We start from the raw sequence: 23,454 nt of genomic DNA, 5'->3' as shown, positions 1-23,454 counted from the left end.
GCGGGTTATGGCCTGGGCGGCCGCCTGGCAGCCCGCGCGGGCCGCGGCCGCTGGGGCGGCGCCGGACAGGCGGGCCGCCAGGAAGCCCCCGGTGAACGCGTCGCCCGCCCCCGTCGTGTCCACCGCGTCCGCGGGCTCCGCCTCGACCTCGGCGGTGATCCGCCCGCCCTCGGCGACGAGCGCCCCGCCCGTACCCCGCGTGACGACCACCAGCGGCACCCGCCGGCTGAGCGCCTCCGCCGCCCGGGCCGTGTCCGGCAGGCCGGCCAGCAGCCGGGCCTCGTCCTCGTTCGGCAGGAGGGTCCCGACCCCCGCCACCGCCGCCAGGAAGGCCTCGGGACCCAGCCCGGCCAGGAAGCCCGCCGACGCCGGGTCCACGCTGACCGGAACCCCCCGCGTCCGCGCGGCCCGCAGGGCCACCAGGGCCAGCTCCCGGCTGGGTTCGGCGAAGAACAGGTAGCCGGACAGGTGGAGGTGCGCCGCCCCGTCCAGCAGCGCGGGCGCCCAGTCGGCGGGGCACAGCCGCAGGGAGGCCCCGCTGTCCGTCAGGAACGTCCGCTCCGCGTCCTCCCCGACCAGCGCCACCACCGTCCCCGTCGGCTCGGCCGGGTCCACCACCAGCCGGGGCCGTACCCCCGCGTCGACCAGCGCCCGTTCGTGCCAGTGCGCCGACTCGCAGCCGACCCGCGCGAGCAGCCGTACCTCGGCGGTGCCCGTGCGGGCCGCCCAGCAGGCCGCGTTGGCGCCCGCGCCGCCGGGCATGGTACGGATCCGGGCGGCGGTGTCGGTGGCCGGGGCGAGGGGCTCCCGGTGCACCGCCACCACGTCCGTGACCACGTCGCCGACGACCAGCAGCGCCCCCGGAGCCTCCGGTGCCGCCGTCATGCCAGGGCCGCCCACGCCCCGGCGATCCGGGCCCCGAGCCGGACGTTGCCCCGTACCGCCGCCAGGTTCGCCTCCAGCGACGCCCCGCCCGTCGCCCGTACCAGGAACCCCAGCAGGAACGGTGTCACCGCCTGCCCCGTGATCCCGCGCTCCCGGCACTCGGCCAGGGCCTGCGCCAGCACGCGGTCGTGGAGCCCCGGGTCCAACTGCTCCTCCTCGGCGACCGGGTTGGCCACCACCAGGGCTGATTCCGGGCCGCCCACGGCGTCCTGGGCGGCCATCATCCGCGCGACCTCCTCCGGCCCGTCCGCCGTCCAGTCGACCGGCTCGCCCGAGTCCGCCAGGTAGAACCCCGGGAAGGACCCGGTCCGGTAGCCGACGACCCCCACCCCGAGCGTCTCCAGCCGCTGGAGCGTCGCGGGGACGTCCAGGATCGACTTCACGCCCGCGCACACCACCGTGATCCGGGTCCGCGCCAGCAGCGACAGGTCCGCCGACTCGTCCTGGGTCTCCGCGAACTCGCGGTGCACGCCGCCCAGTCCTCCCGTGGCGAAGACCCGCAGGCCGGCCCGCGCGGCCAGGAGGGCCGTCGCCGAGACCGTCGTGGCGCCCGTGGCGCCCGTCGCGAGGGCCGGGGCCAGATCGCGGTGGCCGAGCTTGCGCACGCCCTCGCCCGCCGCGATCCGTTCCAGGCGGGCCTTGTCCAGGCCCGCGTACGCCACGCCGTCCAGCACCGCGATCGTCGCCGGAACCGCGCCCTCCGACCGGACCAGCTCCTCCAGTTCCAGGCCCACCTCCAGATTGCGAGGCCGGGGCAGGCCGTGCGCGATGATCGTCGACTCCAGGGCGACGACGGGCCTGCGCGCGGCGAGCGCTTCGCGGACCTCTTCCGACAGGACCGGGACCTCGGATGCTCTGTGCTGTGGCATGTCCCCATCCATGGCACGGGACGCGCGCCCCCAAACGCGCCCCTCCCCACTCCGGCGCGAAGCCGCCCCCCGGCTCGACGGAGTGACGCGTACGCCGCGCCCGCGCTGGACGCTCTGATCACCCCGCGGCCGGTACGGCGGCCCTAGGCTGGCGCACCATGAGCACCAGCGACCACAGCGTCCCCGCCTCCTTCGCCGTCTCCGTCGCGGACGTCCCCGACGGAGAGCTGGAGGCGGAGGACCTCGACCCCGCCCGGATCGTCTCCGGCACCCCGGTGGTGACGGGCAAGGTGCTCTGGGAGTCCGAGGACGGCTCCCAGATCCGGGGCATCTGGCAGATCACCCCCGGGGTGGTCACCGACACCGAGGCCGACGAGCTGTTCGTGGTGGTCAGCGGCCGCGCCACCGTCGAGGTCGAGGGCGGCGCGACGCTGGAGGTGGGCCCCGGCTCCGCCTGCGTGCTGCGCGAGGGCGACCGCACCACCTGGACGGTCCGCGAGACGCTGCGCAAGGCCTACCACATCAACCTCTGACGGCCGCCCTACTGCGCGGCGGCCGGGTGGCGCCGGGCCGTGAACAGGGCCAGTGCCGCCATCGGCAGCAGCAGCGAGGCGCCGATGGCGTTCAGCCAGCCGTAGCCGGCCTGGGACATGACCAGACCGGCCGCGGCGCCGCCGACGCCGGCCGCCGCGTTCATCGTCAGGTCGCTCAGGCCCTGTACGGCGGCCCGTGCGGGCTGCGGCACCGAGTCGGTCAGCAGCGCCGAGCCGGCGACCATGCCGGCGGACCAGCCCAGGCCGAGCAGGAAGAGTCCGGCCGCGCTCTGGGCGTGGTTCCCGTCGGCCGTGCCGGCGAGCAGGGCGGCGACCGAGAGCAGCCCGGCCGCGAGGCCGATCACGGAGAACCTGCCGAGCCGGTCGGCGAGCCAGCCCATGACGGGCGAGAAGGCGAACATGCCCGCGATGTGGCCGCTGATCACCAGTCCGACCAGCTTGAGGTCCGCCCCGTGGTGGCCGAGGTCGACCGGGGTCATCACCATGATCGAGACCATGGTGGTGTGGGACACCGCGACGGTGAGCAGGGCGAGCCGGGCCCGGGGCGAGGCCTTGACGGCCGCGAGCCCGGCGCGCAGCGAGCGGCCCTGGCGGGACTCCTCCCCGGGCGCGGCCAGCGCCCGGGCGGTCAGCAGCGGGTCGGGCCGCAGCAGTACGCCGAGCAGCGTCCCGGTGAGGACGAAGACGGCGGCGGCCCAGACGAAGGGCCCCGCAGTCTGGGGTATGGAGGTGCCGGCGAAGCTGTCGCTGGCGGGGGCGGAGAGGTTGGGGCCGAGGACCGCGCCGATGGTGGAGGCCCAGACGACCACCGAGATCGCGCGGGCCCGCCGGTCGGGCGCGGCGAGGTCGGCGGCGGCGAAGCGGGCCTGGAGGTTGGCGGCGGAGGCGCCGCCGAAGGCGGCCATGCCGAGCATGAGCAGCGGGAAGCTCTTCACCGACGCGGCCAGGACGACGAGGGCCGCCCCGAGGGTGCCGATCGCGTAGCCCGCCACCAGCCCCGCCCGGCGCCCGCGCGCGGTCGTCAGGGCGGCGAGCGGCAGGGAGACCAGGGCGGTGCCGATCACCGCGGCGGTGGAGGCGAAGCCGGACAGGGCCTCGGTGCCGCTGATCTCGGTGGCCAGTACGGGGGCCAGGGCGATGCTGATGGGCACGCCCAGGCCGCCCAGCATCTGGCCGGCGATCAGTACCGCGGAGATCCGGCGCCGGATGCGGGGCAGCTCCGCCGCGTCGACGGGCGAAGCGGCCCCCGGGGCGGCGGGTGAGGCCGCGGGCGGGGTCGCGGGGGAGGCGGTCACGCCGGACACCCCCGTCGCGGGCGCGCGGGCGGGACGTCCGGGGCGGGACCGTACGCGGTGGGGCCGCAGGCGGCAGCAGTAGTCACCGCCGCAGTGTCCCACCCCTTACCTCCCGGGGGAACCGGGTAACGCGGGGCCGGTGAACGGGCGGGATGAGGGGAGCGGGCTGGATGAGGGGAACGGGCTAGAAGAGGGGCTGCGGGAGGACGCCCTCCAGCGCGAGCAGGGTCCGCTTGGTCTCCACCCCGCCCCCGAAGCCCCCGATGCCCCCGTCGTTCTCCACCACGCGGTGGCAGGCCACCACCAGCGGCAGCGGGTTCGACCCCATGGCGTTGCCCACGGCCTGGGCCGCCCCCGGCTGCCCGACCCGGGCCGCCAGCTCCCCGTACCCGACCACCGAGCCGTAGGGCACCGAGCGGTCGAGCTCCAGCAGCACCTGGCGGTTGAAGCCGGAGCTGAGCCGCCAGTCCAGGGGCAGGTCGAAGCGGCGCAGCGTCCCGGCGAAGTACGCCTTCAGCTGGCGTATCGGCTCGGCCAGCAGCACCTCCCGGCCCGGGTCCGGCCGCCAGGCGTCGGCGCCGAGCCGTGAGACCAGTGCGCCGATCATCCGGTCGACCCGGTCGGGCCCGGCATGGAACTCCACCCGGACCAGACCCTCGGGGGTCGCGGCCAGGAGCAGGGGACCGATCTCGCTGGGGAGGACGGTCCATTCGAGGTGCGGCCCGCGGGGCCGCTCGGTGCTGTCCACGCACCCACCGTACGGCGCCCCACCGACAGCGCGGCCCGCGCCCGGCGGAGGGCCCCCGTCCGCCGGAGCCCGTCCTAGGGTCTGTCGTCAAAGTCCCGTGGTCGCCCGGCAGGCGTCGCGGGGCAGACGGGACTTTGACGACAGACCCTAGTAGCCGCCCACGGCCCCCCGTACGACGTCCGGCGCGTTCGTGATGATCCCGTCCACCCCCATCTCGCGGACCTTCCGGGCCGTGGGCGCGTCGTCCACGATCCAGGTGTCCACCTCCATGACCTTGCCGTGGGCGCCGCGCAGCCCGTGCACCGCCGCCACCCAGTCGGCGGAGATCGTCGTGTGCCACGGGTTGATCCGGTCGGTGAACTCGGCGTACCGGGGCAGGTCGGCCACCGCCGGGGTACCCAGGAAGGCCGTGACCAGGTCGGGGCGCAGTCCGTGGACGGTGCGCACGGAGTCGGCGCTGAAGCTCTGCACCACCAGGCGGCGCGAGACGTGCTGCAAGTCGAGCCAGCCGGTCTCCTCCAGGACCTTCAGCGTCTGCTCCTCGATCCCGGGGTAGAGCTCCGGCTTCTTGATCTCCAGCAGGAGCCGCTGCCGGTTGTCCTGGACCCCCTCCATGTACTCCCGCAGGGTCGGCACCCGGGCGCCGGCGAAACGCGGGGAGAACCAGCTCCCCGCGTCCAGCCGGGCGATCTCCGCCGCCGTGAAGTCCTTGACCCGCCAGGGCTTGCGGTCGGGGAAGACCTGCTCGACGTCGGTGGTGCGGGCCAGCGTGTCGTCGTGGATCACCACCAGCTCGCCGTCCTTGGTCCGCTGGACGTCGTTCTCGACCCAGTCGAACCCCAGCCGCCTCGCCAGGCCGATCGCTTCGAGGGTGTTCTCCGGGGCGTACGCGGACGCCCCCCGGTGGGCGTACACGGTGGGACCCAGGAGCCCCGTCGCGCCGGTGGCGGATCCGGGGCCGGTGACGGCGGGCGACGCCGTCCCACCCAGCACGGTCAGGGTGAAGCCCAGGACGGCGGCGGCTGCCGCGGTGGCGGATCGGACGTACATGTGCGTTCTCCTCGGGTCGTGAGCCCTGTTCCTGCGTCAGAGGGGTGCGGAGCGGCAGACTTTGTGGCGGTGCACTTCACGGCGGAGCGTTCACCGCGATCATGGGCTCGAAGATCACGCGGACGCCACCGAACTACGACAAACGGACCAGAAAGGGGGAGGCCCGCTCCGTCCGACGGACCCGTCGGGGACCCGGCGGCCGCCCCCCGGCCGGCGCGGGGCGCGTGCGGGCGCCCGAGTGTCAGTGGGGGGCCGTACGGTGGAGTCATGCGGCCCGTATCGAAGATCGAACGCACGGTGGCGCCTTTCGAGGTCGTCAGCCCCTACCAGCCCAGCGGCGACCAGCCGGCGGCCATCGCCGAGCTGGAGAAGCGCATCCGCGCAGGTGAGAAGGACGTCGTCCTCCTCGGTGCGACCGGCACCGGCAAGTCGGCGACCACCGCCTGGATGATCGAGAAGCTCCAGCGCCCGACCCTGGTGATGGCGCCGAACAAGACCCTCGCCGCCCAGCTGGCGAACGAGTTCCGCGAGCTGCTGCCGAACAACGCCGTCGAGTACTTCGTCTCGTACTACGACTACTACCAGCCCGAGGCCTACGTTCCGCAGTCGGACACCTACATCGAGAAGGACTCCTCGATCAACGAGGAGGTGGAGCGGCTGCGCCACTCCGCGACCAACTCGCTGCTCACCCGGCGTGACGTGATCGTCGTCGCCTCCGTGTCCTGCATCTACGGCCTCGGTACCCCACAGGAGTACGTGGACCGGATGGTCCCCCTCAAGGTGGGCGAGGAGATCGACCGGGACCAGCTGCTGCGCCGCTTCGTCGACATCCAGTACACCCGCAACGACGTGGCCTTCACCCGGGGCACCTTCCGGGTGCGCGGCGACACCATCGAGATCTTCCCGGTCTACGAGGAACTGGCCGTCCGCATCGAGATGTTCGGCGACGAGATCGAGGCCCTCTCCACCCTGCACCCGCTGACCGGCGAGGTCATCAGCGAGGACCGCGAGCTGTACGTCTTCCCCGCCAGCCACTACGTCGCCGGCCCCGAGCGCATGGAGAAGGCCATCGCGGGCATCGAGGCGGAGCTCGCCGAGCGCCTCGCCGAGCTGGAGAAGCAGGGCAAGATGCTGGAGGCGCAGCGGCTGCGCATGCGCACCACGTACGACCTGGAGATGATGCGCCAGATCGGCTCCTGCTCCGGCATCGAGAACTACTCGCTGCACATGGACGGCCGCGAGCGCGGCTCCGCGCCCAACACGCTCATCGACTACTTCCCCGAGGACTTCCTCCTCGTCATCGACGAGTCCCACGTCACCGTGCCGCAGATCGGCGCCATGTACGAGGGCGACGCCTCGCGCAAGCGGACCCTCGTCGACCACGGCTTCCGGCTGCCGTCCGCGCTCGACAACCGGCCGCTGAAGTGGGAGGAGTTCCAGAAGCGCATCGGCCAGACCGTCTACCTGTCGGCCACCCCCGGAAACTACGAGCTCTCGCGCGCCGACGGCTTCGTGGAGCAGATCATCCGCCCCACCGGCCTCGTCGACCCCGAAGTCGTCGTCAAGCCCACCGAGGGTCAGATCGACGACCTGGTGCACGAGATCCGCCAGAGGGTGGAGAAGGACGAGCGCGTCCTGGTCACCACCCTCACCAAGAAGATGGCCGAGGACCTCACCGACTACTTCCTGGAGCTCGGCATCCAGGTCCGCTACCTGCACAGCGACGTCGACACGCTGCGCCGCATCGAGCTGCTGCGCGAGCTGCGCTCCGGCGAGTACGACGTGCTGGTCGGCATCAACCTGCTGCGCGAGGGGCTCGACCTGCCCGAGGTGTCGCTCGTCGCGATCCTCGACGCCGACAAGGAGGGCTTCCTGCGCTCCGGGACCTCCCTCATCCAGACCATCGGCCGCGCCGCGCGCAACGTCTCCGGCCAGGTCCACATGTACGCGGACAAGATGACCCCGGCGATGGAGAAGGCCATCGAGGAGACCAACCGGCGCCGCGAGAAGCAGATCGCGTACAACACGGCCAACGGGATCGACCCGCAGCCGCTCCGCAAGAAGATCAACGACATCGTCGCCACCATCGCCCGCGAGGAGCTGGACACCGAACAGCTGCTCGGCACCGGCTACCGGCAGGGCAAGGACGGCAAGGGCGCCAAGGCGCCGGTCCCGGCGCTCGGCGCGGCCGCCCCGGCCAAGGCCGGGAAGGGAGCCAAGGGCGCCAAGGGGGCGAAGGGGGCCAAGGCCGCCGAGGTGCTCACGGACCGTCCCGCCGCCGAACTGGCGGAGCTCATCGAGCAGATGACCGAGCGGATGAGGGGGGCGGCCGCCGAGCTCCAGTTCGAGGTCGCGGCCCGGATCCGGGACGAGGTGAGCGAGCTCAAGAAGGAGCTCCGGCAGATGCGGGAAGCGGGCCTCGCCTGACCCGGGGGCGGTCAGTAGGGTGTGGAAACAGCCGCAGGCACACGCTTGCCTGGGGGTGGCTATGGAGAGGGGACGCGCGTGACGGTCAACATGACCAAGGGTCAGGCCATCAGTCTGGAGAAGAAGGGCGGCGGCACGCTGACCGCGGTCCGGATGGGCCTCGGCTGGCAGGCTGCCAAGCGACGGGGGCTGTTCGGCTCGCGCACCCGCGAGATCGACCTGGACGCCTCGGCAGTGCTCTTCGCCGACAAGCAGCCCGTGGACGTGGTGTTCTTCCGGCACCTGCAGAGCGACGACGGCTCCGTCCGGCACACCGGAGACAACCTCGTCGGCGGTGTCGGCCAGGGCGGGGACGACGAGGCCATCCTCGTCGACCTCCAGCGCGTGCCGGTGCACATCGACACCATCGTCTTCACGGTGAACTCGTTCACCGGCCAGACCTTCCAGGAAGTGCAGAACGCGTTCTGCCGCATCGTCGACGAGACCAACGGCCAGGAACTGGCCCGCTACACCCTCGACGGCGGCGGCCAGTACACCGCGCAGATCATGGCCAAGGTGTCCCGCGCCGGCGGCGGCTGGCAGATGACCGCCCTGGGCACCCCGGCCAACGGCCGGACCTTCCAGGACCTGATGCCGGCGATCCTGCCGCACCTGTAAAGCAAGAGAAGAAGGCACGGGGGAGGGGCTGCACGATGACGGCCGAACTGGTCCGGGGGCAGAACCACCCCGTGTCCCACAGCCGGGTGGAGGTCAGGGTCTCGGCGGGTACCGCCGTGCTCGCACTGGCCTCCCTGGCGGACGAACAGGGCCGGCTCCCCGGCCCCGGCGCCCTGGCGCACCCCGGAGCCCCCGCCCACGCGGGGGTCCGGATCCCCGGGGAGCCCGCCGAACGGCACACCCTGGCCGTCGACCTCGACGCCGTCGCGCCGGAGGTCCACCGGATCGCCGTGCTCCTCGTCCTGCCGCCCGGCGGCCCCCAGGACTTCGGCGCCGTCCCGCCCCCGCACGTGGTGATCGCCGAGCAGGACGGGACCGAGTTCGCCTCCTTCGCCGTCGCCGGACTGGACACCGAGTCCGCCCTGGTCACGCTGGAGCTCTACCGGCGCCAGGGCGCCTGGAAGGTCCGGGCCGTCGGCCAGGGCTACGCCGGCGGACTCACCGCCCTCCTCGCCGACGGGGGACTGCCCGCACCGGACGCCGCGGCCCTGGCCGACGAGGCCCTGCGCACGGCCGCCCGTACCGGCGGGAGCGACCGCAGCCTCGCCTCCCTGCCCCCGCACGCCCAGGAGCGCGACACCGCGCACCACACCGCCCCGCAGCCGCCCGCGACCGCCCCCGAGCCGCCGGCGCCGGACCCGATCCCGGTCTCCGGGATCCCCTACGCCGGCACGCCCGGCCCCGCCCCGGCGGAGCCCGCCGACGGCCGGCCCGCCATCGACTACGCCCACCCGCGCCGGCGCCGCACCACCGCCGAGGCACCCGAGCCGGCACCCCGCCCCGCAGCCGCCCCCTCCGACCCCGACGGGCCCCCGGTCCCCGTCGCCGGGGACGCCGCCGGCTGGTCCATGGACGAGCGGCTCTACAACCAGGTCTGGGGCATGTTCGAGGACCTGGCCCGCACCGTCGCCGCCTACCGCAGCGCCGTCGACTTCGCCGACTCCCGGCTCGACCGCGAGCTGGACGAGGCCCTGTCCGACCCCCGCCACCGCCTCGGAGGCTCCGGCGGTGACGCCCGCGAGACCGCCCGGGCCCGCCGCGACGACCTGGTCGCCCAGGCCCGCGCCGTCCTCGACCGGGACCTGGCCCAGCTCACCGCCGAGTCCGAGGTGGTCGAACCCGCGCTGCCGGCCGCGTACGCCCGCTGGGACAACCCCGTCTGGCACGGCCGGAACACCCCCGAGGAGGGGCCGCTCGCCCTGCGCCTGGGCAACCTCAGCCTGCCCGAGCAGCCCGGCCTGAAGATCCCCATGCTGATGCGGCTCCCGCTGGAGCGCGGCCTGTGGATCGACAACGGCCGCACCGGCTCCGAGGCCGCCATGACCATGGACACCGACCGGCTGCGCCGCGCCGCCATGGACATGGCCGTCGCCCACGCCGCCCGGCTGCTCGCCGTCCACCCGGCCGACCGCTTCTCCGTCCACGTCATCGACGCCGCCGGAGCGGGCTCCGCCTCGCTGGCCCCGCTGGTACGCGCCGGGGTGCTGGCCGCTCCGCCCGCCGCGGGCGCCGCCGGGGTCGCGGAGACCCTCGCACGGCTGACCCGGCGCGTGGACCTCGTACAGATGGCGCTGCGCGCCGGCGCGCCCGAGGACCTGCCCGCCGACCTGGACCCGGCCGAGCAGCTGCTGATCGTCCACGACTTCCCGCACGGCTTCGACGACCGCGCCGTCACCCAGCTGCGCTACCTGGCCGACGAGGGCCCCGCGGTCGGCGTGCACCTGCTGATGGTCGCCGACCGCGACGAGGCCTCCGCGTACGGGCCGCTGCTGGACCCGCTGTGGCGCTCGCTGATGCGGCTGTCGCCCGTACCCGACAACCACCTCGCCGACCCCTGGGTCCAGCACGCCTGGACCTTCGAGCCGGACCTGCCGCCCCAGGGCAGCGGGGTACTCGACCAGGCCCTGGAGCGCGTCGCGCAGGCCCGCGGGAGCGGCCGGCCGTAGGCGGTTCCATGACCGGTCGATGACCTTCCGGTGACCCCTCTTTGGGGATCCCTTTACCTTTGGCCCCTTCCGCGGGTACGCTGAGACCTGCGGAGGGGAGTATTCCTGCTATTTCCTGCGCGGCGTTCCCGTCAGTACGGACCGCTCGATTCATGCGAACCGAGCGGTCCCGGGGCGCCGGCCCGCGGCCCACGAGCCGCCCGGGTGGAAGAGACCTCCGGCAGCGATGACGCTGACCAAGTGCTGAGCCATCCGCCGGAGGCGTGAATACCGTGGACGTTTCGTTGACCCTATGGGTGCTGACCATCATCGGTCTGGGCATCCTCATCGGCGCCGACTTCTTCATCGGCCGCAAGCCCCATGACGTGTCCATCAAGGAAGCGGGCATCTGGACGGTCGTCTGGATCGTCCTCGCCGCGCTGTTCGGCCTCGGCCTGCTGTTCTTCGGCAACGCCCAGGCCTCCCAGGAGTTCTTCGCCGGCTTCATCACCGAGAAGTCCCTGAGCGTGGACAACCTCTTCGTCTTCGTCCTGATCATGGCGAAGTTCTCGGTGCCCTCCCACCTCCAGCAGCGCGTCCTGCTGGTCGGCGTCCTGATCGCCCTGGTCCTGCGCGCGATCTTCATCGCCGCCGGCGCCGCGATCATCACCACCTTCTCGTGGGTCTTCTACCTCTTCGGCGCCTTCCTGATCTACACCGCCTGGAAGCTGATCCAGGAGGCCCGCAAGGGCGAGGAGGCTGCGTCTCCTCAAGAGGCGGAGTTCGAGGAGAACCGCCTCCTCAAGTCGATCGAGAAGAAGTTCGGCGTCGCCGACCGCTACCACGGCACCAGGCTCTTCCTCCGCACCAACGGCAAGCGCATCATGACCCCGCTGATGGTGGTCATGCTCGCCATCGGCACCACCGACGTCCTGTTCGCCCTGGACTCCATCCCCGCGATCTTCGGCCTCACCCAGGACCCGTACATCGTCTTCACCGCCAACGCCTTCGCCCTCATGGGTCTGCGCCAGCTGTACTTCCTGATCGGCGGCCTGCTCAAGAAGCTGGTCCACCTCAGCTACGGCCTGTCCGTGATCCTGGGCTTCATCGGCGTCAAGCTGGTGCTGCACGCCCTGCACGAGTCCGGGGTGCACGTCCCGCAGATCTCCATCCCGGTCTCCCTGGGCGTCATCTGCGGCGTCCTGGTGATCACCACGATCACCAGCCTGATCGCCTCGAAGAAGCAGGCGGCGGCCGAAGCCGGCGCCGAGGAGACGAAGCGCGTCGACGCCTGACCCCGCCCGCCCCGCGGCGCTACGCGGGGGCGGCCGCCCCGGCCGCCCCCGCCCCGGCGTCCGCCTCCGTACCGCCCCGGGCCCGCGCCGGGGCGGTACGGGTCTCCGGGAGGAGGGCGAAGCAGCCCAGGCTGACCAGCGCGACCACCGTCAGGTACACCGCCACGCCCCACGGTGTCCCGGAGCCGTCCGCCAGGGCCGTCGCCACGACGGGGGTCAGCCCCCCGCCCAGCACCCCGCCCAGGTTGTAGCCGACGGCCGCGCCCGTGCAGCGGATCCGCGGGGCGTACAGCTCGGGCAGGTAGGCGCCCGCCACGGCGTACATCAGGACCATCGCCAGCAGGCCGCCGGCGCACCCCGCCGTCACCAGCAGCGGGTCCCCGCTGCTCAGCAGGGCCACGAACGGGAACATCCACAGCGCGCACGCCGCACTGCCGGCCAGGCACATCGGCCGCCGCCCCCAGCGGTCGCCGAGCGCCGCCAGCGGAGCCGTCACCAGCCCCATCAGCAGGACGGCCGCCATCACCACGGCCAGCATCAGGGTGCGGTCCATGCCGAGGCGCCCGGTGGTGTAGGACAGCGACCAGGTGGTGACCGCGTAGAAGACGGAGTACCCCACCGACATGGCCCCGCCGGTCAGCAGGAGCAGCCGCCAGTGGCCGCGGACCACCTCCGGCAGCGGGGCCTCGGCCCGCCGCCCGGTCTCCGTGAGGGCGCGGAACTGCGGGGTCTCCTCCACCGAGCGGCGCAGCCACAGCCCGGCCAGCGCCAGCAGTCCGGCGCACCAGAACGGCACCCGCCAGCCCCAGGCGGTGAACTGCGCGTCGCTCAGGACCCCGGACAGCGCCAGCGTCAGGCCGTTGGCCAGTAGGAACCCGGCCGCCGGGCCCATCTGCGGAAAGCTCGACCACAGCCCGCGCCGCCCCTCGGGGGCGTGCTCGGCGGTCAGCAGCACCGCCCCGCCCCACTCCCCGCCGAGCCCGAGCCCCTGGAGGAAGCGCAGCAGGAGCAGCAGGACCGGCGCGGCGATGCCGATGGAGGCGTACGAGGGCACGCAGCCGACCGCCACCGTGGCCAGGCCCGTCAGGAGCAGCGAGGCGAGCAGCACCGGGCGGCGGCCGTAGCGGTCGCCGATGTGGCCGAAGACGACGGAGCCCAGCGGACGGGCGAGGAAGCCGACGCCGAACGTGCCGAAGGCGGCGAGGGTTCCCGCGAGCGCGGAGAAGGAGGGGAAGAACAGCGGGCCGAGCACCAGGGCGGCGGCCGTGCCGTAGACGAAGAAGTCGTAGAACTCGATGGCGGTCCCGACCAGGGAGGCCAGGGCGAGCCGCAGCATCGAGGGGGCGGCGGCGCCGGAGGAGGGGACGGGAGGCGGGGAGAGGTCCTGTTGCATGGTGCAGCAACTACCCCAGCCCGCCTCCTCGGGACATGCGTTCGGTCGAGGTCGACCGGAAGGAGCGCATGGCCGCGCCGTGTTGACGGCGGGCCGTGCGCCGGCGGGTCACCAGCCGCGCTCGCGCCATTCTTCGAGGTGGGGCCGCTCGGCGCCGAGCGTGGTGTCGTTCCCGTGGCCCGGGTAGACCCAGGTTTCGTCCGGCAGCTGCTCGAAGAGCTTGTGCTGGACGTCGTCGATGAGACTGGCGAAGTTCTTCGCATCGCCCCCGGTGTTGCCGACGCCGCCGGGGAAGAGGCAGTCGCCGGTGAACACGTGCGGGTGCCCGTGCGGGTCGTCGTAGATCAGGGCGATGGAGCCGGGGGTGTGGCCGACCAGGTGGCGGGCGGTCAGGGAGACCCGCCCGACGGTGATCGTGTCCCCGTCCCCGACCAGGACGTCCGTGGCGACGGGGATGCCCTCCGCGTCCTGGGCGCCCGCGTACGTGCGCGCGCGGGTCGCCGCCACCACCTCCGCGAGCGCGCCCCAGTGGTCGCCGTGCTGGTGGGTGGTGACGACCGACGCGATGCCGTCGTCGCCGATCAGGCCCAGCAGCGTGTCCGGCTCGGCCGCCGCGTCGATCAGGAGCTGCTCGCCGGTGGTCCGGCAGCGCAGCAGGTACGCGTTGTTGTTCATGGAACCCACCGCGACCTTGGAGATCATCAGGTCCGCGAGTTCGTGCACGTCGGCGGGACCGCCGACCTTGACCGCTCCGCTGTACGTCATATCGGCATCCTAGAGCGCGGGGAGTCCGGGCAGGCCCTCGCCCGCCACGACGGCGAGGCCCGCGCCCTTGCGGCCACGGCCGGCCAGCCAGCCGAGGAGCTCGTCCTTGGGGCCGCTGAGGGTCACCGGGGTGCCCTCCGTGCCGCCCGTGCGCGCGACGTGCTCGCCGTCGGGGCCGGTGAGGGTGACCGGGGGGACCTCGGGGCGGCCGGACCAGCGGTCGGCGAGGAAGGCGATCTCCTGGTCGGTGAACTCATCCGGGAGGTCGGAGAGCTCGTAGCCGACGTTCAGGTCGACGTGGTGGAGCTCGACCTCGACGAGCCGGCGGAACGGCACGTTCGAGGCGAGGTCGGTGACGCCGTTGCGCAGCTCGACGGTGCGCTGCCAGTCCTGGGCGGGCTCGGTGGTGGCGAGGAAGCGGGCCCCGGAATCACGGAGGTCCGTCAGGTGTTCTTCCAGGAGCCGGCCTGCGTCGCGCTCGATGTCCGCGTCGCGGGCGGCGGCGCTCTCGTACATGGGGCGGCCCTCGAGGACGTTGACGAGGGCGTCGGCGTTGCGCGCCAGGTGGGCCAGGATGTGGCCGCGGGTCCAGCCCGGGAGGTGTGACTCCTCGGAGAGGGAGGCGTTGTCCAATTTCGCGACCGCGTTCAGCAGCCGTTCGGTGGCTTCACGTACAGAGGCCAGGTCGTGCACATGATCAGTCATGGATCCGAGCCTAGTCCTCGGGAGCCCGCGGCCACACGATCGGGTGAAGCCCTCTTGCGCGTGCCGTAAATCGAATGTGCGTGCTATACGCTCGGAAGTCCAGACCTACTCCATCGCAGAGGCGCCCCCCATACCCTGGACAGCCGGGGGCCCGTGCCCCCGCTCTCTCAAGAAAGGTGCGGACCGGCGTGACCGACCGTCTCATCGTTCGTGGCGCTCGCGAGCACAACCTGAAGAACGTCTCGCTCGACCTGCCCCGCGATTCCCTCATCGTCTTCACCGGACTCTCCGGCTCGGGCAAGTCCTCCCTGGCCTTCGACACGATCTTCGCCGAGGGCCAGCGCCGCTACGTCGAGTCGCTCTCGTCGTACGCCCGCCAGTTCCTGGGGCAGATGGACAAGCCCGACGTGGACTTCATCGAGGGCCTCTCCCCGGCCGTCTCGATCGACCAGAAGTCCACCTCGCGCAACCCCCGCTCCACCGTCGGCACCATCACCGAGGTCTACGACTACCTCCGCCTGCTCTTCGCCCGCATCGGCAAGCCGCACTGCCCCGAGTGCCGCCGCCCGATCTCCCGGCAGTCGCCGCAGGCCATCGTCGACAAGGTCCTCGCGCTCCCCGAGGGCAGCCGCTTCCAGGTGCTGTCCCCGCTGGTCCGCGAGCGCAAGGGCGAGTTCGTCGACCTCTTCGCCGACCTGCAGACCAAGGGCTACAGCCGTGCCCGGGTGGACGGCGTGACCATCCAGCTCTCCGAGCCGCCCACGCTGAAGAAGCAGGAGAAGCACACCATCGAGGTGGTCATCGACCGCCTCACCGTCAAGGACAGCGCCAAGCGCCGGCTCACCGACTCCGTCGAGACCGCGCTGGGCCTCTCCGGCGGCATGGTCATCCTGGACTTCGTCGACCTCGCCGAGGACGACCCCGAGCGTGAGCGGATGTACTCCGAGCACCTCTACTGCCCGTACGACGACCTGTCCTTCGAGGAGCTGGAGCCGCGCTCCTTCTCCTTCAACTCGCCCTTCGGCGCCTGCCCCGAGTGCACCGGCATCGGGACGCGCATGGAGGTGGACCCGGAACTGATCGTCCCGGACGAGGACAAGTCGCTGGACGAGGGCGCGGTCTCGCCCTGGTCGCTCGGCCACACCAAGGACTACTTCCAGCGGCTGGTCGGCGCCCTCGCCGAGGAGCTGGGCTTCCGGACCGACATCCCGTGGGCCGGGCTGCCGCAGCGCGCCAAGAAGGCCCTGCTGTACGGGCACAGGACCCAGATCGAGGTCCGCTACCGCAACCGGTACGGGCGCGAGCGCGCGTACACCACGGCCTTCGAGGGCGCCGTGCCCTTCGTCAAGCGGCGGCACTCCGAGTCGGAGAGCGACGCCAGCCGCGAGCGCTTCGAGGGCTACATGCGCGAGGTGCCCTGCCCGACCTGTGAGGGCACCCGGCTCAAGCCGATCGTGCTCGCGGTGACGGTGATGGAGCGGTCCATCGCCGAGGTCGCCGCGATGTCGATCAGCGAGTGCGCGGACTTCCTGGGGCGGCTCAAGCTCGACGCCCGCGACAAGAAGATCGCCGAGCGGGTCCTCAAGGAGGTCAACGAGCGGCTGCGCTTCCTCGTCGACGTGGGCCTGGACTACCTCTCCCTCAACCGCGCCGCCGGCACCCTGTCGGGCGGTGAGGCCCAGCGCATCCGGCTGGCCACGCAGATCGGCTCCGGCCTGGTCGGCGTGCTGTACGTCCTGGACGAGCCGTCCATCGGCCTGCACCAGCGCGACAACCACCGGCTGATCGAGACGCTGGTGCGGCTGCGGGACATGGGTAACACGCTGATCGTCGTCGAGCACGACGAGGACACCATCAAGGTGGCCGACTGGGTCGTGGACATCGGCCCGGGCGCCGGCGAACACGGCGGCAAGGTGGTGCACAGCGGCTCGCTGAAGGAGCTGCTGAAGAACGGCGAGTCGATGACCGGCCAGTACCTGTCCGGCAAGAAGTCCATCCCCGTGCCGGACGTACGCCGGCCCGTGAACGGCGAGCGCAGGCTCACCGTCCACGGCGCCAAGGAGAACAACCTGCGGGACATCGACGTGTCCTTCCCGCTGGGCGTCCTCACGGCGGTCACGGGCGTGTCGGGCTCCGGCAAGTCCACGCTGGTCAACGACATCCTGTACACGCACCTGGCGCGCGAGCTGAACGGCGCGCGGTCGGTGCCGGGGCGGCACACGCGGGTGGAGGGCGACGACCTGGTCGACAAGGTCGTCCATGTCGACCAGTCGCCGATCGGCCGGACGCCGAGGTCCAACCCGGCGACGTACACGGGCGTCTTTGACCACGTGCGCAAGCTCTTCGCGGAGACGATGGAGGCGAAGGTGCGCGGCTACCTGCCGGGGCGCTTCTCCTTCAACGTCAAGGGCGGCCGCTGCGAGAACTGCTCCGGCGACGGCACGATCAAGATCGAGATGAACTTCCTGCCGGACGTGTACGTCCCGTGCGAGGTCTGCCACGGCGACCGGTACAACCGGGAGACGCTGGAGGTCCACTACAAGGGCAAGTCCATCGCGGAAGTCCTGAACATGCCGATCGAGGAGGCGCTGGAGTTCTTCGAGGCGGTCCCGACGATCGCCCGGCACCTGAAGACGCTGACGGAGGTCGGACTCGGCTACGTCCGCCTCGGGCAGTCGGCCCCGACCCTGTCGGGCGGCGAGGCGCAGCGCGTGAAGCTGGCGTCGGAGCTGCAGAAGCGGTCGACGGGGCGGACGGTGTACGTGCTGGACGAGCCGACGACCGGTCTGCACTTCGAGGACATCTCGAAGCTGATCAAGGTGTTGTCGGGGCTGGTCGACAAGGGGAACTCGGTGATCGTCATCGAGCACAACCTGGACGTCATCAAGACCGCGGACTGGGTCGTCGACATGGGGCCCGAGGGCGGGTACGGCGGCGGTCTCGTCGTCGCCGAGGGCACGCCGGAGCAGGTCGCGTCGGTGGGCGCCAGCCACACGGGGAAGTTCCTGCGGGACATCCTGGGGGCGGAGCGGATCTCTGACGCCGCGCCGGTGCCGGCGGCGCGGGCCGCGCGGAAGAAGGCGGCTCCGGCGAAGCGGGCCGCCCGCGCGGTGCGCAAGGCGTAGTCCGCGGGGCGGGGGTGCGGTGCCGCTGCGCGGAGCCGTCTCCCCGCCCCGCCCTTCCTCCCCCAGCTACCGCTGGGAGGAGCCCCCAGTTCCCAGGGGCTCCGCCCCAGACCCGGCGCCTCAAACGCCGGCGGGGCTATAAACAGCCCGCGCGGCGTTTGAGCGCACCGGGCGCGGAGCGCACGGTATCGGGGTCAGGGGCAGCGCCCCTGGGACGCAGCGGCTACGCGGCGACGCCCACCGCGTGGCCCGTCGTCGACGGGTCGGTCAGGGCGTCCAGGAGGGCCGTCGCCACGTCCGCGCGGGCGATCACGCGGCCGCCCGGGACATTGGCGTCGAGGGCCCGCCGGTAGCGCCCCGTCCCCGGCCGGTTCAGGAGGCGCGGCGGCCGGACCACCGTCCACCGCAGCCCGCTCGCCTCCGCGATGACGGACTCCATGACCGCGAGGTCCGCGTACAGGTCCCGCAGCGCCCACCGCAGCAGGGGGTACCCCACCTTCCGCAGCAGCACCCCGTCCCCCTCCGCGTCCGGCCCCAGCGGCGCCGCGCTGACCGCCGTCAGCCGGCTCACCCCGGCCCGATCCATCGCCGCCACGACCGACCGCAGGGCCGGCCCGGTCACCGGCGCCAGCCGGGCCTGCTTGTTGTTCGCGGCGCCCAGCGCCGAGACCACCGCGTCCCGCCCCGCCAGGACCGGCACCAGCGCCGACCCGTCCGTCAGGTCGGCCACCACCGCCACCCGCAGGCGCTCCTGCGCCGGCACCTCCAGCCGCGCCGGGTCGCGGACGACCGCCGTCACCTCATGGCCGGCCGCGAGGGCCTGCCGTACGACCTCGCGGCCCACGCCGCCCGTCGCTCCGAACACCGTGATCTTCATCGTGGATCCCCGTCGAAGATGGTGGGTGAGTATTCACTCACCCCTCTGTCCACTAGGGTGAGTGAATGCCCACCCCGAAGTCAAGCGGCCGGCCCGCCTCCGAGCGGCTGCTGGACGCCGCCGAGACCCTCATGCGCACCATCGGCCTCGCCAACACCACCACCAAGGCCATCGCCCGCGAGGCGGGCTGCTCGGAGGCAGCCCTCTACAAGCACTACGCCAACAAGGAAGAGCTGTTCGTACGGGTGCTGATGGAGCGCACCCCCAACGCCGGCCCGCTCATGGCCGCCCTGGGCGGCGACCCCGGCGAGCGCACCCTCCAGGAGGCGCTCGCCGACATCGCCCGGCACGCCTCGCTCTTCTACGCCGAGGCCATGCCGATGGCCGCCTCGCTGTTCGCCGAACCCGCCCTGCTGACCCGCCACCGCGAGGGCGTCCAGGAGATCGGCGCGGGCCCGCACGTGGTGCTGGACGCCCTCGAAGGCCGGCTGCGCCGGGAGCTCGAGGCCGGCCGGCTGCGGGCCGGCGCCGACCCCCGGGCCGCCGCGGCGCTGCTGCTCGGAGCCTGCTTCCAGCGGGCGTTCTTCCTGCACTTCTCCGGCGCCGAGGTGGTCCAGCCGGTCGAGGAGTTCGCCCCGGCGCTCGCCCGGACCCTGTGGGCCGCTATCGGCTGAGGCCGAGCTCGGCCGCGTACGGCGGTTCGCAGCCCGCCCGGGTGCAGGTCAGCGCGGCCGCCCGGGCGGCGTAGGCGAGCACCGCCGGCCAGTCCGCCGTCCCGGGGTCCGTGACGCCCACGAGCCGGTGCAGCAGCGCCGCGTTGACGGTGTCGCCCGCGCCGATCGTGTCGGCGACGGCCACCGGACGGGCCGCCGCACTGTGCTCCGCGCCGTCCGAGGTCCACACCGTCAGCCCCGCCGCACCCCGGGTCAGCACCACCGCCGACGGGCCCGCCGCCAGCCAGTCCGAGGGCCGGCCGCCCAGCCAGTCCGCGTCCTCCTCGGACAGCTTCAGCACGGACACGTACGGCAGCCACCCCAGGAACCGCTCCCGGTAGCCGGCCGGGTCGGCGATCAGCGCCGGGCGGACGTTGGGGTCGAGCAGGGTCAGCAGTCCGCGCCGCGACTCCCGCCGCAGCAGGGCCTCGTACGCGCTCGCGCCCGGCTCCAGGACCAGCGAGCAGGTGCCGAGCGCCAGGGCCCGGGCACCGGCCGGCAGCGCGGGCGGCAGGGCGAACTGCCGGTCGGCGGTGCCCTCGACGTAGAACCCGTACACGGCCGAGCCGTCCGGGCCCAGCGAGGGCACGGCCAGCGTGGTCGGCTCGGGCCCGCGCTGCACCAGCGAGAGGTCCACCCCCGCGGCCCGCAGCCGGGCGAGCAGCCCCTCGCCGAAGCCGTCCGCCGACACCCGGGAGCAGAAGGCGACCTCGGCCCCGAGCCGGCCCAGCGCCAGCGCGGTGTTGTACGGTCCGCCCCCGGGCCGGGGCAGCAGCGCGCCCGGCGGCTCGGCCAGGGGCACGAGGTCGATCAGGGCTTCTCCACCGACGACGATCACGCGGGGGAAGCTATCCCATCGGGCGCCGGTATCGTCGGGAGGGCCCCGCCCGGGGCCCCGTCACCTCGTGCCAGGAGAAGCGCATGTCCGCGTCGCAGCCCGCCGCCCGCCGTACCGTCCTCAAGGGCGCCGCCGCGCTCGCCGGGGCAGTGGGCGCGGGGACGGCGCTCACCGCCTGCTCGACCGAGGGCAACAGCGGCGCGGGCGGCCCCGCCGTCCCGAAGGCGCCGGTCGAGCTGGGCGCCGCCGCGGACGTCCCGGTCGGCGGCGCGAAGCTGTTCCGCGAGCAGAAGCTCGTCGTCAGCTGCCCCGCGGAGGGCCAGTACAAGGCGTTCAGCGCCCAGTGCACGCACGCCGGCTGCGTCCTCGACAAGATCGACAAGGGCGAGGGCAACTGCCCCTGCCACGGCAGCCGCTTCGACGTCACCACGGGCAAGGTCCTGCGCGGCCCGGCCTCCGACCCCCTGCCGGCCGTCCCGGTCAAGGCGGAGAACGGCAAGCTCATCGCGGGCTGACCCGCCCCCGGGCCGAGCCCGCCAACCCGCTACTCCCAGTCCCAGGCGATGCCCAGGATCCCGCGGCGGACCGTCTGTTCCACGAGGTGGACCGCGCGGTGGCGGCCGCTCGGGGTCAGGTCGGCCAGGGAAGTGCGGGGGGCCGTCGGGCCCGTGCGGGCGAAGCGGTGGCAGCGGACCGGGAGGGCCGCCTCGTCGAAGCGGACCTGGAGCATGTACTGGCCGCCCGCGTAGCTGAAGCCGCGTACGTACTCCGTGCTGCGCGCGCCCGTGCCGTCCTCGATGCCGTAGCCGAAGACGTACGTGTCCCCGCGCCGCAGCCGCGCGTCGAAGAGCAGCTCCGCCACCACCACCCCGGCCTCCGGGTGGCAGCGGACGCGGCCCGTGCGGCAGTTCTCGTACGCCGTCACCTCCACCCGGGCCGCGTCGCAGCCCGGGTCGCCGTGGTGGACGGCCAGGTAGCGGTCGACCCCGTCGCGGTGGGCCCGGACGATCTGCTGGGACTCGCGCGTGCGCAGCTCGCCGGCCGGGCCGATACGGACCCGCTCGTGGTGGCCGACCGAGTGCAGGCCGCCGTCCGCCGGGAGTTCCATCCCCTCCAGCAGCCGCTCCACCGCCGTGCCGACGTCCATCAGCGCCCGGTACGGGCGGGCGGCCGGGCGGGCGGGGCCGGGGGCGGGGTCCGGGTCGGACAGCAGGCGCAGGAGGGAGCCCCGGGGGAGTTCGAGGATCTCCTCCAGGGCGGAGACGGCCCGCAGCGACTCCCGGTGGCGCGGGCGGCGGGCACCCTGCTGCCAGTAGCTGAGGCTGGTGACCCCGAGCTTGATGCCGCGCACCGCGAGCCGGTGCTGCACCCGGTGCAGGGGCAGCCCGCGCGCGGCCAGGGCGGCGCGCAGCGCGAGGTGGAAGGGGCCGCTGCGCAGCAGTTGTGCGAGATCTGCCGGGTCCGCCGTCTCCGCCGTGCCTGGCACGCCGCCGGTCGGCCGCATGGCGACTCCTCTGTGAACGTTCACACGCGACCGGGGTGGGGGTCCGGGCCGTGGCTCGGGGAGACCTGGTGGAACGGCAGCAACCGTTCACACCGCAGCCCCACCGTTCACACTGCAATGTCACCGCGTATTGAAGCGTGTTGACCTGATCGCGACAACACCCTGATGCTCCTCCACAGCGTCCGGACGCGCTCCCCCCACCCCACCTCGACGAGTCCCCACCTCGGGAGGAACGCGATGCGCAACAGAAGAGGGCGGCTTTCCCCGGCCGCCTCCCTGATATCCGCCCTGCTGCTCGTACTGCTGCCCGTCGGCATCGGCGCCGGTACCGCCACCGCCGCCCCGTCCGCCGACCCGGGCACCGCATCGGCACTGGCGTACAAGCGGCTGAACATCACCATGCAGGCGCAGCAGAAGACCAACTGGTGCTGGGCCGCCGGCGGCAACACCATCGCCACCTGGTTCGGCCGCAACTACAGCCAGAACCAGTTCTGCAACGCCGCCTTCAACCGCCAGCAGGGCACCGAGTGCCCCAACAACCAGGCCACCCTGGGGAACGTGCAGACCGCCCTCGGCTGGGCCGGCATCAGCTCCGGCCGGTACGTGACCGGCTGGCTGCAGTATTCGACGGTCCAGACCGAGATCAACGCCGACCGGCCGGTCGAGACCCGGATCCAGTGGTCCAACGGCGGCGGCCACATGCACGTCCTCTACGGCTACGACACCGCCGACAGCTGGGTCTACTGGGGCGACCCGTGGCCCTCGAACGACCGCTACAACTGGGCCTCCCACGCCTGGTACGTGGACAACGACACCTTCTCCTGGACCCACTCCCTCTACCGGATCGGGGCGTGACCGCGTGACCGCCATGACCGCACGCGCCGCCGCCGTGGGCCTCGCGGCCGTCGCCCTCCTCGCCGCCCTGGGCGGGCAGGCCGCCGCCGCGCCCGTCCCGCAGCCGCAGGCCGCCACCGCCGAGAACAGGGCCGCCGCGCACGAGGCCGCAGCCGCACCGGACACCCTGGCGACCCTGTCGCGCTTCTTCGCGCGGGAGGGAAAGGTGTCGGCGGCCGCCGCGCAGCCCCGGATCGAGGGGGACGCGATCCCCGTCAGCTATCTGGCGCCGGAGTTCGTCGCCGGGAAGGCCGGGGCGCCGGTGGCCCGGCTGGAGTTCCTGGCGAGCGAGGCCGTCTCCTCGGACGGGCAGAAGGCGGCCCTGTGGACCGCGAGGACCGGGGCCGGGTGGCAGGTCGTGAACATCGCCACCGGCGACGACGAGTTCCGCTACGCGCGGCTCGGGGCCGGGAAACTGCCCGGCGGGACCGTGTTCCGCGAGCCGCAGATCGACGCGTGGTACGTCGCCGGGGGCGAGCGGGTGCTGCCGCTGGACGAGGACGCGGTGCGGGCCGTGGGCCCGGCCGGGGTCTCGCTCGGGGCGTACCGGGCACGGGTCGTGAAGGCGTACGGGGACAAGCTGCCGGGGTCCGCGTATGCGGAGCGGGGCCTGGCGGGGGGCTTCGCCGAGCCCGTCGGCGGTGACGGTGACGGTGCCGCCGGGGGGCCGGGGGCGGTGCTCGCCGGCGGCGCCGGGGCGCTGGCGCTGGGCGCGGCGGGGGCCGCCGTCCTGCTGCGACGGCGCCGCACCGCTGGGGTCTGACCCCGGGTCCCCCGTGGGGTCCCGGCCCGGGGGGGCCCCCCGGGCGGCCCCC

Annotated in this window: 21 protein-coding genes; 10 read left to right on the top strand and 11 right to left on the bottom strand. The window is 73.3% G+C overall.

Annotated features, from left to right (window positions below):
- Nucleotides 1-885: PfkB family carbohydrate kinase (locus AB0F18_RS30055; protein WP_362066308.1), on the bottom strand; the 885-nt coding region annotated here is incomplete at its 3' end.
- Entirely contained in the window at nucleotides 882-1,814 is a 933-nt protein-coding gene (locus AB0F18_RS30050) for a pseudouridine-5'-phosphate glycosidase (RefSeq protein WP_362066306.1), read from the bottom strand. The genes AB0F18_RS30050 and AB0F18_RS30055, both read right to left, overlap by 4 nt.
- Before the next feature lie 158 nt (nucleotides 1,815-1,972).
- Between AB0F18_RS30050 and AB0F18_RS30045 the strand changes: the two genes are divergently transcribed.
- Nucleotides 1,973-2,347, top strand: coding sequence for a cupin domain-containing protein (locus tag AB0F18_RS30045; RefSeq protein ID WP_362066305.1), 375 nt, complete (start codon nucleotides 1,973-1,975; stop codon nucleotides 2,345-2,347).
- An 8-nt stretch (nucleotides 2,348-2,355) separates the two neighbouring features.
- Here AB0F18_RS30045 and AB0F18_RS30040 read toward each other — a convergent pair whose 3' ends face one another.
- From AB0F18_RS30040 to AB0F18_RS30030, 3 genes are all read right to left on the bottom strand, one after another.
- A complete protein-coding gene (locus AB0F18_RS30040; RefSeq protein WP_362066303.1) occupies nucleotides 2,356-3,663 on the bottom strand; it encodes an MFS transporter in 1,308 nt (435 codons plus the stop codon).
- A 184-nt stretch (nucleotides 3,664-3,847) separates the two neighbouring features.
- Nucleotides 3,848-4,411, bottom strand: coding sequence for a methylated-DNA--[protein]-cysteine S-methyltransferase (locus tag AB0F18_RS30035; RefSeq protein ID WP_362066301.1), 564 nt, complete (start codon nucleotides 4,409-4,411; stop codon nucleotides 3,848-3,850).
- 147 nt (nucleotides 4,412-4,558) lie between these two features.
- Nucleotides 4,559-5,461, bottom strand: coding sequence for a glycerophosphodiester phosphodiesterase family protein (locus AB0F18_RS30030; RefSeq protein ID WP_362066299.1), 903 nt, complete (start codon nucleotides 5,459-5,461; stop codon nucleotides 4,559-4,561).
- A gap of 267 nt (nucleotides 5,462-5,728) precedes the next feature.
- Here AB0F18_RS30030 and uvrB point away from each other — a divergent pair, with 267 nt between their 5' ends.
- The 4 genes from uvrB to AB0F18_RS30010 all read left to right on the top strand — a co-directional run bounded on the left by uvrB (nucleotide 5,729) and on the right by AB0F18_RS30010 (nucleotide 11,825).
- Entirely contained in the window at nucleotides 5,729-7,888 is a 2,160-nt protein-coding gene (uvrB, locus tag AB0F18_RS30025; RefSeq protein WP_362066297.1) for an excinuclease ABC subunit UvrB, read from the top strand.
- A gap of 78 nt (nucleotides 7,889-7,966) precedes the next feature.
- The gene (locus AB0F18_RS30020) at nucleotides 7,967-8,545 is read left to right on the top strand and encodes a TerD family protein (protein ID WP_362066295.1); all 579 of its coding nucleotides are present in this window, start codon (nucleotides 7,967-7,969) and stop codon (nucleotides 8,543-8,545) included.
- A 35-nt stretch (nucleotides 8,546-8,580) separates the two neighbouring features.
- On the top strand, nucleotides 8,581-10,551 hold the full coding sequence (locus tag AB0F18_RS30015) for a TerD family protein (protein WP_362066294.1): 1,971 nt from the start codon (nucleotides 8,581-8,583) through the stop codon (nucleotides 10,549-10,551).
- A 272-nt stretch (nucleotides 10,552-10,823) separates the two neighbouring features.
- Nucleotides 10,824-11,825, top strand: a complete 1,002-nt coding sequence (locus AB0F18_RS30010; protein WP_362066292.1) for a TerC/Alx family metal homeostasis membrane protein — start codon at nucleotides 10,824-10,826, stop codon at nucleotides 11,823-11,825.
- Nucleotides 11,826-11,844: 19 nt separating this feature from the next.
- On the opposite strand, the gene AB0F18_RS30005 is transcribed toward AB0F18_RS30010, so the two are convergent.
- From AB0F18_RS30005 to AB0F18_RS29995, 3 genes are all read right to left on the bottom strand, one after another.
- A complete protein-coding gene (locus tag AB0F18_RS30005) occupies nucleotides 11,845-13,161 on the bottom strand; it encodes an MFS transporter (protein ID WP_362066310.1) in 1,317 nt (438 codons plus the stop codon).
- A 165-nt stretch (nucleotides 13,162-13,326) separates the two neighbouring features.
- Nucleotides 13,327-13,983 (bottom strand): MBL fold metallo-hydrolase, encoded by a 657-nt coding sequence (locus AB0F18_RS30000; protein ID WP_362066290.1) that lies wholly within the window; start codon nucleotides 13,981-13,983, stop codon nucleotides 13,327-13,329.
- 9 nt (nucleotides 13,984-13,992) lie between these two features.
- Nucleotides 13,993-14,688: a maleylpyruvate isomerase family mycothiol-dependent enzyme gene (locus tag AB0F18_RS29995; protein WP_362066288.1), complete on the bottom strand. Its 696-nt coding sequence runs from the start codon at nucleotides 14,686-14,688 to the stop codon at nucleotides 13,993-13,995.
- Nucleotides 14,689-14,876: 188 nt separating this feature from the next.
- On the opposite strand from AB0F18_RS29995, the gene uvrA reads away from it, so the two are divergent.
- A complete protein-coding gene (gene uvrA / locus AB0F18_RS29990) occupies nucleotides 14,877-17,813 on the top strand; it encodes an excinuclease ABC subunit UvrA (RefSeq protein WP_362066286.1) in 2,937 nt (978 codons plus the stop codon).
- 223 nt (nucleotides 17,814-18,036) lie between these two features.
- Here the strand turns inward: uvrA and AB0F18_RS29985 are convergent, their stop codons facing one another.
- Nucleotides 18,037-18,690: an SDR family oxidoreductase gene (locus AB0F18_RS29985; RefSeq protein WP_362066284.1), complete on the bottom strand. Its 654-nt coding sequence runs from the start codon at nucleotides 18,688-18,690 to the stop codon at nucleotides 18,037-18,039.
- 65 nt (nucleotides 18,691-18,755) lie between these two features.
- Between AB0F18_RS29985 and AB0F18_RS29980 the strand changes: the two genes are divergently transcribed.
- Complete coding sequence (locus AB0F18_RS29980) at nucleotides 18,756-19,364, top strand: TetR/AcrR family transcriptional regulator (RefSeq protein WP_362066282.1); 609 nt, start codon at nucleotides 18,756-18,758, stop codon at nucleotides 19,362-19,364.
- On the opposite strand, the gene AB0F18_RS29975 is transcribed toward AB0F18_RS29980, so the two are convergent.
- Nucleotides 19,354-20,241 carry a carbohydrate kinase gene (locus tag AB0F18_RS29975; RefSeq protein WP_362066280.1) on the bottom strand — a complete coding sequence of 296 codons (888 nt, stop codon included), beginning with the start codon at nucleotides 20,239-20,241 and terminating at the stop codon, nucleotides 19,354-19,356. The genes AB0F18_RS29980 and AB0F18_RS29975 overlap by 11 nt on opposite strands.
- Nucleotides 20,242-20,324: 83 nt before the next feature.
- On the opposite strand from AB0F18_RS29975, the gene AB0F18_RS29970 reads away from it, so the two are divergent.
- Complete coding sequence (locus AB0F18_RS29970) at nucleotides 20,325-20,756, top strand: Rieske (2Fe-2S) protein (protein WP_362066278.1); 432 nt, start codon at nucleotides 20,325-20,327, stop codon at nucleotides 20,754-20,756.
- 29 nt (nucleotides 20,757-20,785) lie between these two features.
- Here the strand turns inward: AB0F18_RS29970 and AB0F18_RS29965 are convergent, their stop codons facing one another.
- Complete coding sequence (locus AB0F18_RS29965) at nucleotides 20,786-21,745, bottom strand: hypothetical protein (RefSeq protein ID WP_362066276.1); 960 nt, start codon at nucleotides 21,743-21,745, stop codon at nucleotides 20,786-20,788.
- A gap of 237 nt (nucleotides 21,746-21,982) precedes the next feature.
- Here AB0F18_RS29965 and AB0F18_RS29960 point away from each other — a divergent pair, with 237 nt between their 5' ends.
- Nucleotides 21,983-22,600 (top strand): papain-like cysteine protease family protein, encoded by a 618-nt coding sequence (locus tag AB0F18_RS29960; protein WP_362066274.1) that lies wholly within the window; start codon nucleotides 21,983-21,985, stop codon nucleotides 22,598-22,600.
- Between the two features lie 13 nt (nucleotides 22,601-22,613).
- Nucleotides 22,614-23,402 (top strand): hypothetical protein, encoded by a 789-nt coding sequence (locus tag AB0F18_RS29955; protein ID WP_362066272.1) that lies wholly within the window; start codon nucleotides 22,614-22,616, stop codon nucleotides 23,400-23,402.
- Nucleotides 23,403-23,454: the final 52 nt, after the last annotated feature.

Source organism: Streptomyces sp. NPDC029216 (assembly GCF_040648015.1).
Lineage (GTDB): Bacteria > Actinomycetota > Actinomycetes > Streptomycetales > Streptomycetaceae > Streptomyces.
Note: the sequence above shows the minus strand (reverse complement) of the source record. Positions and strands in the feature narration are given on the sequence as shown.

Coding starts and splice junctions, on each gene's coding strand:
- uvrB (WP_362066297.1), top strand. CDS start 5,729: ATGCGGCCCGTATCGAAGATCGAACGCACGGTGGCGCCTTTCGAGGTC.
- AB0F18_RS29995 (WP_362066288.1), bottom strand. CDS start 14,688: ATGACTGATCATGTGCACGACCTGGCCTCTGTACGTGAAGCCACCGAA.
- AB0F18_RS29965 (WP_362066276.1), bottom strand. CDS start 21,745: ATGCGGCCGACCGGCGGCGTGCCAGGCACGGCGGAGACGGCGGACCCG.
- AB0F18_RS29970 (WP_362066278.1), top strand. CDS start 20,325: ATGTCCGCGTCGCAGCCCGCCGCCCGCCGTACCGTCCTCAAGGGCGCC.
- AB0F18_RS30030 (WP_362066299.1), bottom strand. CDS start 5,461: ATGTACGTCCGATCCGCCACCGCGGCAGCCGCCGCCGTCCTGGGCTTC.
- AB0F18_RS30015 (WP_362066294.1), top strand. CDS start 8,581: ATGACGGCCGAACTGGTCCGGGGGCAGAACCACCCCGTGTCCCACAGC.
- AB0F18_RS30050 (WP_362066306.1), bottom strand. CDS start 1,814: ATGCCACAGCACAGAGCATCCGAGGTCCCGGTCCTGTCGGAAGAGGTC.
- AB0F18_RS29985 (WP_362066284.1), bottom strand. CDS start 18,690: ATGAAGATCACGGTGTTCGGAGCGACGGGCGGCGTGGGCCGCGAGGTC.
- AB0F18_RS29980 (WP_362066282.1), top strand. CDS start 18,756: ATGCCCACCCCGAAGTCAAGCGGCCGGCCCGCCTCCGAGCGGCTGCTG.
- AB0F18_RS30005 (WP_362066310.1), bottom strand. CDS start 13,161: ATGCTGCGGCTCGCCCTGGCCTCCCTGGTCGGGACCGCCATCGAGTTC.
- AB0F18_RS30000 (WP_362066290.1), bottom strand. CDS start 13,983: ATGACGTACAGCGGAGCGGTCAAGGTCGGCGGTCCCGCCGACGTGCAC.
- AB0F18_RS30045 (WP_362066305.1), top strand. CDS start 1,973: ATGAGCACCAGCGACCACAGCGTCCCCGCCTCCTTCGCCGTCTCCGTC.
- AB0F18_RS29960 (WP_362066274.1), top strand. CDS start 21,983: ATGCGCAACAGAAGAGGGCGGCTTTCCCCGGCCGCCTCCCTGATATCC.
- AB0F18_RS29955 (WP_362066272.1), top strand. CDS start 22,614: ATGACCGCACGCGCCGCCGCCGTGGGCCTCGCGGCCGTCGCCCTCCTC.